Source organism: Vibrio sp. 3-2(1), from assembly GCF_963887575.1.
In the GTDB taxonomy this organism is placed as follows: Bacteria; Pseudomonadota; Gammaproteobacteria; order Enterobacterales; family Vibrionaceae; genus Vibrio; species Vibrio anguillarum.
Genome location: NZ_CAWPGB010000011.1, coordinates 404,730 through 420,959, shown reverse-complemented (window position 1 = coordinate 420,959; position 16,230 = coordinate 404,730). Strand labels below are relative to the sequence as shown.

The 16,230-nt window shown below is 45.8% G+C and carries 13 protein-coding genes; 8 read left to right on the top strand and 5 right to left on the bottom strand.

The window, feature by feature from the left end:
- Nucleotides 1-16 precede the first annotated feature (16 nt).
- Both mfd and AACQ79_RS04485 read right to left on the bottom strand, forming a co-directional pair.
- On the bottom strand, nt 17-3,478 hold the full coding sequence (mfd, locus tag AACQ79_RS04490) for a transcription-repair coupling factor (RefSeq protein ID WP_170898585.1): 3,462 nt from the start codon (nt 3,476-3,478) through the stop codon (nt 17-19).
- Between the two features lie 8 nt (nt 3,479-3,486).
- Complete coding sequence (locus tag AACQ79_RS04485; RefSeq protein WP_017048079.1) at nt 3,487-4,056, bottom strand: hypothetical protein; 570 nt, start codon at nt 4,054-4,056, stop codon at nt 3,487-3,489.
- 165 nt (nt 4,057-4,221) lie between these two features.
- Here AACQ79_RS04485 and lolC point away from each other — a divergent pair, with 165 nt between their 5' ends.
- The 3 genes from lolC to lolE are packed head-to-tail and all read left to right on the top strand — an operon-like array spanning nt 4,222 to nt 7,354.
- Nucleotides 4,222-5,430: a lipoprotein-releasing ABC transporter permease subunit LolC gene (gene lolC / locus AACQ79_RS04480; RefSeq protein ID WP_170898583.1), complete on the top strand. Its 1,209-nt coding sequence runs from the start codon at nt 4,222-4,224 to the stop codon at nt 5,428-5,430.
- Nucleotides 5,423-6,109: a lipoprotein-releasing ABC transporter ATP-binding protein LolD gene (lolD, locus tag AACQ79_RS04475; protein ID WP_017048077.1), complete on the top strand. Its 687-nt coding sequence runs from the start codon at nt 5,423-5,425 to the stop codon at nt 6,107-6,109. Before lolC ends, lolD begins: the two co-directional genes overlap by 8 nt.
- The gene (gene lolE / locus AACQ79_RS04470; protein ID WP_013856531.1) at nt 6,110-7,354 is read left to right on the top strand and encodes a lipoprotein-releasing ABC transporter permease subunit LolE; all 1,245 of its coding nucleotides are present in this window, start codon (nt 6,110-6,112) and stop codon (nt 7,352-7,354) included.
- Between the two features lie 138 nt (nt 7,355-7,492).
- Here lolE and AACQ79_RS04465 read toward each other — a convergent pair whose 3' ends face one another.
- The gene (locus tag AACQ79_RS04465; RefSeq protein WP_017042300.1) at nt 7,493-8,002 is read right to left on the bottom strand and encodes a DUF2062 domain-containing protein; all 510 of its coding nucleotides are present in this window, start codon (nt 8,000-8,002) and stop codon (nt 7,493-7,495) included.
- Between the two features lie 6 nt (nt 8,003-8,008).
- Here AACQ79_RS04465 and AACQ79_RS04460 point away from each other — a divergent pair, with 6 nt between their 5' ends.
- Genes AACQ79_RS04460 through kdsB form a run of 5 tightly spaced genes read left to right on the top strand, consistent with a single transcriptional unit; the run spans nt 8,009 to nt 13,956 of the window.
- Complete coding sequence (locus AACQ79_RS04460) at nt 8,009-10,252, top strand: DNA internalization-related competence protein ComEC/Rec2 (protein WP_228209211.1); 2,244 nt, start codon at nt 8,009-8,011, stop codon at nt 10,250-10,252.
- A gap of 32 nt (nt 10,253-10,284) precedes the next feature.
- Nucleotides 10,285-12,033, top strand: a complete 1,749-nt coding sequence (gene msbA / locus AACQ79_RS04455; RefSeq protein ID WP_013856533.1) for a lipid A ABC transporter ATP-binding protein/permease MsbA — start codon at nt 10,285-10,287, stop codon at nt 12,031-12,033.
- A 3-nt stretch (nt 12,034-12,036) separates the two neighbouring features.
- Nucleotides 12,037-13,044 carry a tetraacyldisaccharide 4'-kinase gene (lpxK, locus tag AACQ79_RS04450; protein ID WP_170898581.1) on the top strand — a complete coding sequence of 336 codons (1,008 nt, stop codon included), beginning with the start codon at nt 12,037-12,039 and terminating at the stop codon, nt 13,042-13,044.
- Nucleotides 13,025-13,204, top strand: a complete 180-nt coding sequence (locus AACQ79_RS04445) for a Trm112 family protein (protein ID WP_013856535.1) — start codon at nt 13,025-13,027, stop codon at nt 13,202-13,204. Before lpxK ends, AACQ79_RS04445 begins: the two co-directional genes overlap by 20 nt.
- Nucleotides 13,204-13,956, top strand: coding sequence for a 3-deoxy-manno-octulosonate cytidylyltransferase (kdsB, locus tag AACQ79_RS04440; RefSeq protein ID WP_017045182.1), 753 nt, complete (start codon nt 13,204-13,206; stop codon nt 13,954-13,956). Before AACQ79_RS04445 ends, kdsB begins: the two co-directional genes overlap by 1 nt.
- A 42-nt stretch (nt 13,957-13,998) precedes the next feature.
- Here kdsB and AACQ79_RS04435 read toward each other — a convergent pair whose 3' ends face one another.
- Nucleotides 13,999-14,517 carry a cytochrome b gene (locus AACQ79_RS04435; RefSeq protein ID WP_170898579.1) on the bottom strand — a complete coding sequence of 173 codons (519 nt, stop codon included), beginning with the start codon at nt 14,515-14,517 and terminating at the stop codon, nt 13,999-14,001.
- A 165-nt stretch (nt 14,518-14,682) separates the two neighbouring features.
- Nucleotides 14,683-16,221, bottom strand: coding sequence for a SpoVR family protein (locus tag AACQ79_RS04430; protein WP_013856538.1), 1,539 nt, complete (start codon nt 16,219-16,221; stop codon nt 14,683-14,685).
- Nucleotides 16,222-16,230: the final 9 nt, after the last annotated feature.

The window sequence follows — 16,230 nt, the reverse complement described above, 5'->3', positions numbered from 1 at the left end:
ATTTTTTGTGCGTAATTTATGCTCTAGGCATCAGGTTTTGTTGGAATTCGCTGAGCATACTCGACACAAATTGAATTCGTTCACGTCTATCAGCTAATGGTACAGCAAACTTAAACTTAGTTGGCCCTTCCATTGCAAATTTTTTCGGTTGTGATTGCAGAAGTCTAACCAAAAAGACGGGGTTAATGTCAGCATCTGGATAGAACTCAATGTAGCCGCCTTTTTCATGCGCTTCGATTTTCTTCACTTTTATATGTGCAGCATCAATTTTGACTTCAGCAACGCCGAGTAAGTTATTTGCAGCATCAGGTAATTTACCAAAGCGATCAATCAACTCGACTTTGAGCTCGGCGAGCTCATCTCGGCTAGCGACACTCGCTATCTGTTTATACATGGAGAGGCGAGTATTTACATCAGGAATGTAATCATCGGGTAATAGCGCTGGCAAACGCATTTCTACTTCGGTTTGTTCACGAAGCAAATCGTCAAGAGAAGGTTCTCTGCCATTTTTTAATGCTTCAACCGCTTGCTCTAGCATCTCCATATAGAGAGTAAAACCAATCGATTGGATCTGACCGCTCTGTTCATCGCCCAATAATTCACCCGCTCCACGGATTTCTAAATCGTGCGTTGCTAGAGTAAAACCGGCCCCAAGATCTTCAAGAGATGCAATCGCTTCTAAACGTTTCACGGCATCTTTAGTGATGGCTTTAGGATGTGGAGTGAGTAAGTAAGCATAAGCTTGATGGTGAGAACGTCCTACTCGGCCACGAAGTTGGTGTAGCTGCGCTAAGCCCAGGTTATCTGCTCGGTCCATAATGATGGTGTTCGCGGTCGGGACATCAATCCCTGTCTCGATGATGGTTGTGCAAACCAATACATTGAATCGTTGGTGATAAAAGTCGTTCATCACTTTTTCCAGCTCACGTTCACGCATTTGTCCATGGGCGACGGTAATTCGAGCTTCAGGGACCAGCTTTTCTAAATCGGCGGCCACTTTGTCGATAGTTTCTACTTGGTTATGTAGAAAATAAACCTGTCCACCGCGCATGATTTCACGTAATACGGCCTCTCGAATCGTATTGTCATCATGTTGGCGTACAAAGGTTTTGATGGCTAATCGTCGTGCGGGTGGTGTGGCGATAATCGATAGATCGCGCATTCCGCTCATCGCCATGTTTAATGTGCGCGGAATCGGTGTTGCCGTTAGCGTGAGAATATCCACATCAGCACGCATCGCTTTCACTTTTTCTTTTTGGCGAACGCCAAAACGGTGTTCTTCATCAACGATCAAAAGACCAAGATCGCTAAATTTTAGCTCGCTGGAAAGCAGTTTATGCGTGCCAACCAAAATGTCGACTTTGCCGTCAGCGACATCTTGTAGAATCTGCTTTTGCTCTTTCGCTGATTTGAAGCGTGATAAAACTTCGACACGGATCGGCAGGTTAGCGAATCGGTCTCGAAAGTTCTCAAAATGCTGCTGTGCGAGTAAGGTTGTCGGCACTAATACGGCCACTTGTTTATTGTTGTCGGTGCAAACAAAGGCGGCGCGCATGGCGACTTCTGTTTTGCCAAATCCAACGTCACCACACACTAATCGGTCCATCGCTTTTTTCTGACACATGTCCGATAGCACGGCGTTGATAGCTGTATTTTGATCATCGGTTTCTTCAAATGGGAAACCTGCTTTAAAGGTCGCGTATTGGCCACGATCCAGAGCGAACTTATAGCCTGGTTTGAGCTCTCGCTTGGCGTAAACATCCAGCAGCTCTGCAGCAACATCGCGGACTTTTTCGGCCGCTTTTCGTCGTGCCTTGGTCCATGCTTCACCCCCGAGTTTATGCAATGGTGCGCTTTCTTCCGCGCCGCCAGAGTAACGACTAATGAGATTCAATGAAGCGACAGGGACATAAAGTTTGGCTTCGTTTTGATACTCAAGGGTGACGTATTCGGTCATCATGCCACCCGCTTCAAGCGTCTGTAACCCGAGATAACGGCCGATACCATGATCAATATGAACAACGGGTTGCCCTGGTTTGAGTTCAGCTAAGTTACGAATGACAGCGTCACTATTGGTGACTTTACGGTCTTTCTTACGGCGAAGAATGACACGGTCACCGAGTAAATCACTTTCGCAGATGAACGCTAAGTTGGCATTGTTATCGATAAAGCCGTGCTCAGATGCCCCTAATACGAGACATTGTTTTTCTTTTGCTTGGCACGCTTGCTGGAAGGTTTCTTTTTCGATAGGGCGCAGTTTTACGCGTTGCAATAGCTCTAGTAATGCTTCGCGACGGCCTTCTGATTCGACGGAAAAAATGATTTTCCCAGTGAAACTTTCACTAAATTGCCGGATGGCGGCTAAAGGCTCTTTATTTTGATGCATGACCGCCAAGTCGGGTAATGCACTGACCGCTAAATTGATCCGCCCTTGCTTTTCTGAAATCGGTTCTACACTGAGTTGGAGCTGAGCCACGTTTTTGAAAAGACTGAAAAGCTCATCTTTTTTAAGCCACAATTCATGAGGCGGCAGTAACGGGCGAAGAGGGTCAACTTTACGCTGCTGGTAACGATATTCGACGTCGGTTAAAAACTGGTCAATCGCTGTTTCGATATTTCCTACGATAATTAGTTGGCTTTCTGGCGCGATATAATCGAACAAGGTTTCGGTGTGTTCAAAAAATAGTGGTTGCCAGTATTCAATACCGGCTGGCCAAATCCCCTTTGAGACTTGCATATAGACTGATTCTGGTTCGCGACGCGCTTCAAATCGTTGACGCCAGCGGGTGCGAAAATCTTCAATTGCACTTTCTGTGGTGGGAAATTCATGAGCAGGTAGCAAGCGTATCTCACTGATCTCTTCAATTGAGCGTTGATTCTCAGGATCGAAGGTGCGTATGGTGTCGATTTCATCATCAAAAAAATCAATGCGATAAGGATCGCTGCTGCCCATTGGAAATAAATCAAGAATCGAACCTCGGCTGGCGTACTCGCCTGGGCCAAACACTTGATCAACATGACGATAGCCCGATTGTTCCAGCTGAAGACGCAGTTTATCTAAGGAAAACTGATCGCCAGTTTTAACCATCAGCGTATGCTGTAGCAGAAATTCTCGCGGCGTCTGACGCTGCAATATGGTGCTCACAGGCACAATGGTAATGCCTGTTTTCAAGCTCGGTAATTGATACAGGCGCGCGATGCGATCAGAAATGATCTCTTGATGAGGCGAAAAACTATCATAAGGCAAAGTTTCCCAATCAGGAAACAGCGCCACTTCGGCGTCACTAAACTGCTCAATTTCGTGCTGCAGCTTTAAGGCGGTTTGTGGATCAGGTACAGCCAGTAAAGTGTGGCTATTATGCTGGTTGGCCAGCTCTGCAATTGCCAACGCAAGGCTTGCACCACGTAGGTTACCAATGTGTTTTTTGTCGCCCGCGCCAGCAGGTTTAATCAGAGTCAGTAAAGAGTGTGTAGTCATGAGAACGCTTATGGTTTATTTCGGTCTAAAGAGCGTTGACGCAGCAATTTTTGCTGCTGGTACAGTGCGGCTTTAATCAAGAGATCTTGGTCAGTATCTCGCAGTAAATCGTATTTCATCGTGATGAGATAGTGTTGCTCGTCCGCTTGGCAATCAATCACCGAACTATAGCAATAAATAGCGGCTGCAGGGTGGTCCAAAAACAGTTTACAGCGGGCTTGGGTACCAATCTCTAGTGCGTTTGGATAACGAAGAGAGAAGCGACTGGCACCAAATGTGCTGGTGATGAAGCGTGAATGTGGCTCATCTTGCTGTGACAGCATAAAGGTTAGCAACAAATTCAGTTTCGAATTTTGAGTATCAAGTAACTGAACGACGTGCTTGAAATCACTATTTTTCAGTTCTAGTCGTGCACTTTCGGTGAGTGCATCCAACTGGCTAAACTCACTGGCCACAATAAATGGGGCAGGAATCTCCGCTTCAAATATTGATTGGGAAGGTAGCATAAATGTGCTGTCTAAAAGTTCAATATTGGTTGTCAGTCCATAGTGAACCGTAAAAAATTCTTGCTCGGTCATAAAGGCATCCTTCTCATCGCTTTGTTGATTATCGTCATACCGGCGAACTAATCAAGGTATGTCCTTGTTATCGAGTCTATTTAACCGATTTTTGGCAAATTAAAGCTACAACCTTCCACCGTTTCTCGTTACAGTACTGAGCATCACTTTTAGGCGGTTTTTCTTATGTTTCATCCTATTTCGGCGTTCATCGGCTTGCGTTATTTACGTGGGCGATCCGGTGATAGATTCAGTCGATTTGTCTCTTATATGTCTACGGCGGGAATAACCATTGGCGTGATGTCACTGGTGACGGTGCTTTCGGTCATGAATGGTTTTGAATCCCAGCTCAAAAATAGAATTCTAGGTGTGTTGCCTCAGGCTGTAGTTTCGCAAAATGGCGATCGCACTTTGCTCACGCAAGATGTGCCTCAATTCATTAGCCAGCTCTCTAGCGCCAGAGCGGCTGAACCGATTGTACGCAGTGAAGCGGTTGTTCAAAGCTCATCGCAACTGGCCGCAGGTTTGTTGATGGGAATTGAACCGAATCAACATGATCCGATTGCGGCGCACTTGATTGCGGGTCAAGTGAGTGCGCTCAAGCCGGGCGAATATCAACTCTTCCTTGGCCATTCATTGGCGCGGGCGCTCAACGTGACAATTGGCGATAAAGTGCGTTTGATGGTCACTTCAGCTAGCCAATTTACCCCCTTAGGTCGTATTCCTGCGCAGCGTAATTTTACTGTCGCAGGTATCTTCAATACGGGGTCTGATGTGGATGGACAGCTGATGCTGACGCACATCAAAGATGCAGCGCGATTGCTTCGTTTACCACCAAATACTGTGTCGGGATGGCGGCTCTTTTTTGATGATCCTTTTGTGGTTGCAGACCTAGCTAGCGCACCTTTGCCTGAGGGATGGCAATGGAGTGACTGGCGAGATCAGCGTGGCGAGTTGTTCCAAGCTGTTCGCATGGAAAAAAATATGATGGGTTTGATGCTTGGGTTGATTGTTGGCGTGGCGGCTTTCAATATCATTTCCGCGTTGATCATGGTGGTGATGGAAAAACAAGCTGAGGTCGCGATTTTGAAAACGCAAGGCATGACAGATCAACAAGTACTGGCCATTTTTATGGTTCAAGGCGCGAGTAGTGGAGTGATTGGTTCGCTTGTCGGTGGTGTGTTAGGCGTATTGCTGGCGGATAACCTCAATGGATTATTAGAAAGCATGGGGGTTGCGCTGTTCTCTGTGGGGGGAACGCTGCCTGTAGTGATTAACCCCATGCAAATTATGTTGGTGGTGATAGCAGCCATCACGCTCAGCTTATTCGCGACACTGTTTCCTTCCTACCGCGCGTCATCCGTAAAACCTGCCGAGGCTTTAAGATATGAATAACCTTTTACAATGCCATAACGTATGCAAAACCTACCAAGAAGGGGAGCTACGGACTCAAGTGCTAAAAGGCGTCAGTTTTGGCATTCAAGCGGGGGAGTTAGTCTCAATTATTGGGACTTCTGGATCTGGGAAAAGTACGTTATTGCACATTCTGGGTGCACTGGATGAGGCAACCGAAGGTTCAGTATCGTTTTTAGGTCAGGATTTATCGAGCTTAAGCTCCAATAAACAAGCGAACATTCGCAATCAACATTTGGGTTTTGTGTACCAGTTCCACCATTTATTAGCCGATTTCACCGCTCTTGAGAATGTGGCCATGCCGTTGCTTATTGGTGGCCAAAAAGTATCGCGTGCTAAACAGGCCGCGCAAGCACTGTTAGAAAAAGTGGGGTTGGGACATCGTTTATCTCATCGACCCTCTGAGCTCTCTGGTGGAGAGCGGCAGCGGGTAGCGATTGCGCGAGCGCTTGTCAATCAACCCGATTTGGTGTTAGCCGATGAGCCTACGGGCAACCTTGATCACAAAACGGCGCTGGCGATTTATGATTTGATGCGTCAAATGAATCAAGAGTTTGGCACGGCATTTTTAGTGGTAACGCATGATAGCGAACTTGCTGCAAAAATGGACAGACAGATGCACATGCAAGATGGTTTGCTGATTAATGTGGAGGCACCGTAGATGTTCACCTCGCTCTCTTTAGTGATTGGTCGGCGTTTTAGCCTGGCAAAGCAGCGTAATAAAATGGTGTCGTTTATCTCGCTCTCTTCCATTATCGGTATCGCTGTGGGCGTTGCGGTGATCATCGTGGGTTTGTCGGCGATGAATGGTTTTGAGAGAGAGCTGCAGAACCGCGTGTTATCTGTCATTGCACACGGAGAGTTTGAAGGGGTTCAACAACCCATCGCGAACTGGTCGTCATTAGTCAAGCAAGCCGTGCAGCATCCAAAAGTGGAAGCGGCCGCTCCTTATGTAAAATTGACGGCATTAGCGGAGAAAGGCGCGCAACTGAAAGCGATTGAGGTGCGTGGAATTGATCCGCAAATGGAGCGCGCCGTGTCGCGTTTATCTCAATTTGTCTCTTCCGATGCATGGCAAGGTTTTGTCGCAGGTCAGCAACAGGTCATTTTAGGAAAAGGAGTGGCGGATAAATTGGGCGCGGCAGTCGGTGACTATGTCACTTTGATGATCCCCTCTGCGAATGAGAGCGCTAAAGTTCAAGCGCCAAAGCGCGTGCGCGTCAAGGTCTCAGGGCTTTTGGAACTCAATGGCCAAATTGACCACAGCCTTGCGTTAGTGCCATTGGCAGATGCACAAGCTTACGCCAAATTAGGAGAGCGAGTGACGGGCGTTGCTATCAAGGTCTCAGAGGTATTAAATGCAACTCAAATTGTAAGAGAGGTCGGCAATACGCTTGATCAATACGTCTATCTACGCAGTTGGCAGCAAAAATTTGGCTTTTTGTACCGTGATATTCAGCTGGTCAGAACCATTATGTATTTGGTGATGGTGCTGGTGATTGGTGTGGCGAGCTTCAACATCGTTTCAACACTTATGATGGCGGTCAAAGATCGTGCGGCTGAAATCGCCATTTTGCGCACTATGGGCGCGACCGATGGATTAGTAAAACGAATTTTTGTCTGGCAGGGTGTTTTCTCTGGTGTATTAGGCAGTGTGATAGGTGGCGTGTTAGGTGTGTTGATTGCGTGGAATTTAACAGCGTTAATCAAAGGATTAGAACGGTTAGTCGGCCATCAGTTTTTGTCTGGTGATATCTATTTTGTCGACTTTTTGCCATCACAAGTGAACCTATCGGATGTGGTGCTTGTCTCTTCGACGGCGATTGTGTTGAGCCTATTAGCTACTTGGTATCCGGCCTCTAGGGCCAGTCAACTGAATCCGGCGTCTGTGCTTAGCGCTAAATAATCTCAACTCGGATTCTTTTCGTGCATCAGCATTGAGCTATTTTTAGCAAACAAAAAGGACCATTTGGTCCTTTTTCAACATCATGCGACATCGTTTTACATGCTCAGTTGTATAGCCAGTCTCAATCTCTTGAAGCTTTTATCTCGTTTGGCGCTTTTGCCAGCTTCTTACGACAGAATAGCGCCATAAACCGTGAATGCCGAAGTAGCCGATTATGGCGGAGATCACTCCACACATCATGCAACCCAAAAGGAATGGCGGACCAATGGTACTCATTTGTTGCATGATAAAATGCCAAGAGAGTTCAAAGTGAAATGGTTGTGGTGGTGTTTGCATTACCCATGCGCCAAGCTTGTAGGCGAAGTAGAACAGCACTGGCATGGTGATGGGGTTGCTAATCCAAACCAAGGCTACAGAGAGCGGTAAATTGACGCCGCACATAATGGCAAGGCCAGCGGACATGATCATTTGACTCGGAAGTGGAACAAAAGCCATGAACAAACCTACGGCGAAGGCGCCCGCTGCTGAGCGGCGGTTCAAACACCATAAATTGGGGTTGTACAGCACATTGCCAAAAATTTTCAATGCCTTCTGACGCTTAATCACTTCATGGTTAGGCATAAAACGTTTGATGAACTTTCTTGGCATCGTGACATGACTCTCTTATCTAATTACTGGACCCTAGCTTCGTTTTCGCTAACCGCCATTTCTGCTTCTTATTGGCCTTGGATGCCAGATTGGAAATGGATTATGCCTCTATTCGCCATTCTTATACTCTCTGTCGGTTATAGAAAACTGCGCTTTCTCTCAGGAGTAACAATGGCTTTAATGGTCATTGTGATCAGCGGGAACTTATTACGTGAGCAGTCCAACACTATTTTTCAGACAGGTTCGGATATTACCATAAACGGACAGGTTAACAGCTTTTTTAGACAAATTACTCATGGTTATGAAGGAACAATTTCGATTCGATCAATCAATGGTCAAACCTTAGGCATTTTTTTGCGGCCCAAGGTGCGATTAATTGCTCCTTTACCGTTGAAGTATGGTGACGTGGCTGAATTCTCCATCACAGTAAAACCTATCTTTGGTCGGTTAAATGAGACCGGGTTTGATGCAGAGGCGTACTCTTTGAGCCAAGGTATTGTGGCTCGTGCAACGGTTAATAATGGACAGTCTTATCGCATTGAATCATTACCAGAATGGCGAGCACAATGGTACCAGAAGATCAAAACCTGGCTCGCTGATGATCCCAATCTTGGTATTTTAATGGCGCTTACGTTTGGTGAGCGCAGTGATATTTCAACGGCACAGTGGAAAGCATTACGAGACAGTGGGCTGATTCATTTGGTTGCCATTTCTGGTCTGCACATTGGCATCGCGTTTGGTTTTGGTTATAGCCTTGGGCTCGTATTGATGCGTTTGCATCATCGCATGGGGTGGTCGCCATTCGTCGTAGGAAGCTTGTGCGCACTAGGCTATGCTTGGTTGGCTGGCTTTACCTTGCCCACTCAACGCGCGCTCATCATGTGTTTGCTCAATGTGGCGATGATTGTCCTCAATGTCCGTATCAATACTTTGCAGCGACTGCTTATGACGTTATCGGCGGTGCTGCTTATCGATCCTTTTGCTGCGTTATCCAGTAGCTTTTGGATGTCCTTTATTGCTGTCTCGGTTGTGTTCTACCAACTTTCTCTACCTCAAACTCAGCGATTTTTTTTATGGCGTTTATTGACGATGCAGATTGGGTTAGTGCTGTGTATGCTTCCGGTAACCGCTTATTTTTTCGGTGGGGTCAGTACCAGTGCGGCGCTCTATAACTTAGTGTTTATTCCTTGGTTCAGTTTTGTGGTGGTTCCGGCGATCTTTGTTGCTTTAGTCTGTACGGTTTTGACTTTTGATGGCGCACCTATGGTGTGGCATTGGGTGGCCAAATTACTCATTCCAGTTGATTGGTCAATACATTATTCAAGCCTCAGTTGGTTTCCTATTTCTGGGGCTGTTTTGGCTCTGTTGAGCAGTGCTCTGTTGCTGTTTGTGTTTTCACCGTTGATCTCGCGTTTTGCACTGGCGGTTTACAGCATCATTGTGATGGTTTCTTGGCTCACCATTCCGATAAAAACAGGTTGGCGGATTGATGTGTTAGATGTTGGGCATGGGTTGGCGGTGTTGATCGAAAAAGAAGGACGCTACGTGCTTTATGATACTGGTGCAAGTTGGCAAGGCGGTGATCACATCCAGGCAACAGTTGCCCCCGTGTTAAACAAACGGGGAGCTACGCAATTAGACGGGTTGATTTTGAGTCACTTGGATAACGACCATGCAGGTGGAAGAGCGGAAGTTGAGCGTGTTTGGCAGCCCAAATGGAAACGTGCTAGTCAAACGATAGCGGGTTACCAACCTTGTATTGCTGGTGAACAATGGCAGTGGCAACAACTCTCTTTTGATGTTATCTGGCCACCAAAAACCGTAGCGCGTGCTTACAATCCTCACTCTTGTGTGATTCGAATCTTTGACCAAAATACCGGTTTTTCAGTGCTTTTACCCGGGGATGTGGATGCCATGAGTGAGTGGTTACTTGCGCGAACAGAGCAATCCTTACAAAGTCATATCCTGCTTGTACCACACCACGGTAGTAGGACATCTTCTACTGTTGCTTTGATTAGTAAGGTGAATCCTGAGGTCGCTATTGCCTCGCTCGCCAAAGGCGGACGCTGGCAATTACCTTCCGCACAGGTTGTTCAACGCTACCAACAACATGGAGCAAACTGGTTGGATACGGGTGAAGCAGGGCAAATTAGCGTTATTTTTGGCATGCAGAATTATCAAGTTAGCAGCTTGCGTATCTCTCGCTCTCAGGCTTGGTATAGGCAGATGCTCCGTAACGAGGTAGAATGAGCGCAATATTTTCTTAAAAACAAAGCATTTCTATGTCACTCAATACTGACGAAACCACTTGGCAAACCTTCAAACGCCTGTGGACCTATATCCGCCTATATAAATCTGGCCTAGCAGTTGCGGTTGTCGCATTGATTATTAATGCGGTCTCTGACACCTATATGGTGTCGTTACTTAAGCCTCTTCTAGATGAAGGATTTGGTAATGCGGAATCCGATTTTTTGCGAGTGCTGCCTTTTATTATTTTAGGGATGATGGCGCTGCGTGGTTTAAGTGGCTTTGTCTCCTCGTACTGCTTGAGCTGGGTTTCTGGCAATGTCGTGATGTTGATGCGTCGAAAAATCTTCAATCAATTCATGCACATGCCTGTCAGTTTTTTTGATAGAGAATCAACGGGTGGTCTGTTATCACGTATCACCTATGATTCAGAGCAAGTGGCTGGGGCGACCAGTCGTGCATTGGTCAGCATTGTTCGCGAAGGTGCGAGTATCATCGGCCTATTGACCTTGATGTTTTGGAATAGCTGGCAGTTATCTTTGGTATTAATCGTGGTTGCACCAGTGGTTGCGATGGGGATTGGTATTGTCTCTAAACGTTTTCGCAAGATCTCAAAAGGGATGCAGACCACCATGGGTGATGTGACCTCTTCAGCAGAGCAGATGCTAAAAGGGCACAAAGTCGTACTGAGTTATGGTGGACAAGACGTAGAGCGTAAACGTTTTGACCATGTCAGCAATCAAATGCGTCAACAAACAATGAAGCTGGTTGCGGCGCAGTCCACTGCTGACCCTATTATTCAAATGATTGCTTCTTTAGCACTTGTCACTGTGCTGTTTTTAGCCAGCGTTGATTCTATTCGTGCCGAATTAACACCAGGTACTTTTACGGTGGTATTCTCGGCAATGTTTGGCTTGATGCGACCACTGAAAGCGTTAACGAGTGTTACCTCCGATTTCCAACGTGGTATGGCGGCCAGCCAAACATTATTTGAGCTGATTGATTTAGAAACCGAGCGCGACACTGGCCAGTTTGAAGCCGAAAAAGTACGTGGTGACGTTAGAGTTCAGGATGTGACCTTTACTTATCAAGGTAAAGAAAAACCAGCGCTGTCTCATGTGAGCTTTGAGATCCCTCAAGGTAAAACGGTCGCGCTTGTTGGGCGTTCCGGCTCAGGGAAAAGTACTATCGCGAGCCTCTTGACTCGTTTTTATGATGTCGATTCAGGTGCTATCTATCTAGATGATCATGATATTCGCGATTATAAACTGAAGAACTTGCGCACCCACTTTGCGCTGGTTTCGCAAAATGTTCACCTCTTCAACGATACCATTGCCAATAATATTGCTTACGCGGCAGAAAATGAGTATACGCGTGAGCAAATTGAGCACGCGGCTAGGCTTGCTCATGCCATGGAGTTTATCAATAACATGCCTGATGGCTTGGATACCATGATTGGTGAGAATGGAGCCAGTTTATCGGGTGGTCAACGTCAACGAGTAGCGATTGCTCGAGCGTTATTACGTGATGCACCCGTACTTATCCTAGATGAGGCGACTTCTGCGTTGGATACAGAATCTGAGAGAGCGATTCAATCAGCACTTGAAGAGCTACAAAAGAATAAAACGGTATTGGTCATTGCGCACCGCTTGTCGACGATTGAAGAAGCCGATGAAATTCTAGTGGTCGATGAGGGTGAAATTATCGAACGTGGTCATCATGCTCAGTTAATTGCACAGGATGGGGCGTATGCCCAACTACATCGAATTCAATTTGGTGACTAATCAGTGATTGAAAAAATCTGGTTCGGACATCACCCAGCGTGTTTTTTGTTGTGGCCACTATTGTGGCCACTGAGTGTCTTGTTTCGGTTGGTCAGTCAAGCACGTAAGCGAGCATTCCAAGCGAACAAAAAAGAGCGCTATAAGGCTCCCGTTCCTGTGGTGGTGGTGGGTAATATTACTGCGGGTGGTAATGGTAAAACACCGTTGGTTGTATGGTTAGTGGAAGCTTTACAAGAACAAGGCTTCAAACCAGGAGTTGTTTCGCGTGGGTATGGTGGTAAGGCTCCGGTTTATCCATTAGTGCTGCAAAGTGATACGCCAACCGCTCACTGCGGTGACGAACCTAAATTGATTCACCAGCGCACGGGGGCTCCGGTTGCTGTTGCACCAAAGCGCTCACAAGCAGTGCAAGCCCTGCTTCCGTTGGGTGTTGATGTGATCATCACTGACGATGGCCTTCAGCACTATGCATTGGAGCGTGATCTCGAATTTGCAGTCGTGGACGGCGTTCGTCGCTTCGGTAATGAGCAGTTCATGCCTTTAGGTCCGTTAAGAGAGCCACTCTCTCGGTTATCGGAAGTTGATTTTATTGTGACTAATGGCGGTCAAGCTCAATATGGCGAATTGGCTATGCACCTTTCACCTAGCTTAGCCGTTAACTTAGTGACAGGTCAGCAAGCGCCAGTGAGCCAGTTACCTGCATTAGTGGCTTTTGCTGGCATTGGTTATCCCACGCGCTTTTTCAATACATTAGAAGCTTTAGGTGCAAAGACGGTATTGACCCAAGGTTTTGCTGATCACCGAGAGTATCAATATTCAGAATTAGAGGCGCTTGCGCAACATGGAGCAAACGTCATCATGACAGAAAAAGACGCAGTGAAATGTGCGGCCTTTGCACAAGAAAACTGGTGGTATCTTCCCGTTTCTGCGCAATTTAGTTCGCCAGATGAAAGGCGTATTTTGGATAAAATAAAAGAGGTAATGGAGTCATATGGATCACCGTCTGCTTGAAATTGTAGCTTGCCCTGTATGTAAAAGTAAGTTGACTTATGATAAAGAAAATCAAGAGCTTATTTGTAAGTTAGATCGTTTGGCCTACCCAATAAAAGAAGGGATTCCTGTGTTGCTTGAGCCAGAAGCGCGCAGCATGACGATGGATGAGGGACGATAATGGCTTTCACCGTTGTTATCCCTGCTCGTTATCAGTCAACTCGCTTACCTGGCAAACCTTTGGCCGATATCGGCGGTAAACCCATGATTCAGTGGGTTTATGAGCAAGCGTTACAATCGGGAGCTGAGCAGGTCGTTATTGCTACTGATGATGCTCGTGTTGAAGCGGCTGTCCATGCGTTTGGTGGCAATGTTTGTATGACATCATCACATCACGAGTCCGGTACTGAGCGTTTAGCCGAAGTGGTGAAATTAATGGGCATTGCCGATCACCACATTATTGTTAACGTACAAGGTGACGAGCCACTCATTCCACCGAGCATCATCAAGCAGGTCGCTAACAATTTAGCCAACAGTAGCGCGCCGATGGCGACTTTAGCGGTTGAAATTACTGATCAAGCTGAAGTGTTTAACCCTAACGCGGTTAAAGTGGTAACAGATCAAGAGGGTTACGCGCTGTATTTCAGCCGTGCGACAATTCCTTGGGATAGAGACAATTTTGCAGCTGGTGGTCAAACGGTGATTCAGCCATTGCTACGCCATATTGGTATTTACGCTTATCGGGCTGGTTTCATCAATACTTATATCAACTGGCAACCCAGTGTACTTGAGAAAATTGAGTGTTTAGAGCAGCTTCGAGTACTGTGGTATGGTGAAAAAATTCACGTTGCCGTTGCTAAAGAAGCACCACCTGCAGGGGTAGATACACCAGAAGATTTAGAGTTAGTGAGAGCGATAGTAAGCCAACGTTAGCTAAAAAAGGAGCAATTATGCTCCTTTTTATCACTGAGTTAATCACGGTTTTATGCGTGCCATGACCTGATCTTTTACGATGAAGTGATGATAAAGAGCCGCTGCGATATGACCACCGATAACAGTCAATACAATCACCTGCATTACTTCACTGTGTAAAGTTCTCCCTATGTTATAAAGCCAATCACTCTTACCTATCAATGAGGGAATAGCATCGCCTGCCAGAGTTAATGTCCGACCTTTTCCTGCAAAACGAAGATAACCACTGATTGGAACAAGCAATGTAAGGAGGTAAAGGGCAGCATGCGCTCCATATAGCAGCTTCTGCATAAGGTCACTTTCATACACTGGCGCTGGTGCTGTTGTGCTTAGTTTTACGGCTAAACGAATCATCGATAATCCAAAAACAGCGACTCCAAACCATGCATGTAAGTTCAGCCATAACACTCGCATTTCGCTACCTTTATCGGAGAATGAACGAAATGAATCGCTTAAAAACAGCAATACGAACAGTAATGCTATAACCCAGTGTATAGCGATGATGATTTTGTTGTGCTTCATTAGTTAAATACCCTTATAAATATTGGTGATTTTATTTAAGCAAATATTTAATGAATGAAATGTGAACAAAGCTGTAAGGATGTATTACAAATATTTTTTAATAAAAAATGCGCAACGAATGAGGTCGCGCATTATGAAGTCGATATTTAAGGTAACGACTTGTACTTATGTGTCACGTTCGCCGTGTGGTGGGCAAGTCGCTAAAATTTCACGTCGGCCACTCTCTTTGACTTCCTCTAAAATGACATCAAACCCCCATAAACGGTAAAGGTGTTTTAGTACCTCATGACAGCTTTGATCTAAAGGAATTCTATCGTGTGGAACGTGTTGAAGCGTCAGTGAACGATCACCACGGACATCCACGTTATAAACTTGAATATTCGGTTCTAAATTACTGAGATTGTACTGTGCCGCAAGCTTTTCACGGATGGCGTGATAGCCAATATCATCGTGAATGGCACTAACTTCAATAAAATTCTTGCGATCGTCATCCACAATGGCAAACAGCTTGAAATCGCGCATTACTTTAGGTGAAAGATACTGGCTAATGAAGCTCTCGTCCTTAAAGTTGTGCATAGCAAAATGAAGCGCATCTAACCATTCTGTGCCAGCAAGCTCAGGAAACCATTCCCTGTCTTCATCGGTTGGCTCTTCACAAATACGTTTAATATCTCGGAACATAGCAAAGCCAAGTGCATATGGATTGATGCCACTAAAATAGGGGCTGTTGTAAGAAGGTTGTGCGACGACACTGGTGTGGCTGTGTAGAAACTCAAGAATGAATTTCTCAGAAACAAAACCTTCATCATAAAGGTGATTCAAGATAGTGTAGTGCCAGAATGTGGCCCAGCCTTCATTCATCACTTGCGTCTGTTTTTGTGGGTAAAAATATTGGCTTATTTTCCTCACAATACGAACGATCTCCCGTTGCCATGGCTCAAGCAGTGGCGCATGTTTCTCAATGAAATAAAGAATGTTTTCTTGTGGCTCACTTGGAAAACGAACTTTAAGATCTTCTTCTTTGGTTTTTGCTTTGGGCACGGTGCGCCACAGTTCATTAACTTGTGATTGTAGATAAGCTTCGCGCTCTTCTTGACGTGCTTTTTCTTCTGCTATCGATATTTTTTCAGGTCGTTTATAGCGGTCAACACCATAATTCATTAACGCGTGGCATGAGTCGAGCAGCGATTCGACTTCGGGTACGCCATATTTTTCTTCGCATTCTGAAATGTAGTTTTTGGCAAACAAGAGATAGTCAATGATAGAGCTCGCATCCGTCCAAGTTTGGAAAAGGTAGTTGCCTTTGAAAAACGAGTTGTGACCATAGCAAGCGTGCGCCATCACTAAGGCTTGCATAGTGACGGTGTTTTCTTCCATTAAATAGGCAATGCATGGGTCTGAGTTAATAACGATCTCATACGCGAGCCCCATTTGGCCATGTTTGTAACCTTGTTCCGTTTGAATAAATTTTTTGCCAAATGACCAGTGGCTGTAATTAATCGGCATGCCAATGCTGGAGTAGGCATCCATCATCTGCTCGGAGGTAATAACTTCAATTTGATTAGGGTAAGTATCGAGACGATAAAACTCAGCTACCCGGCGTATTTCAGTATGGTATTTCTCCAAAAGCTCAAACGTCCAGTCAGGCCCGTCTGGTAACAATTTGCTCTTGCGTTTTGAAGTACCTTTCGCTTTTGTTGTCATTAGTATGCC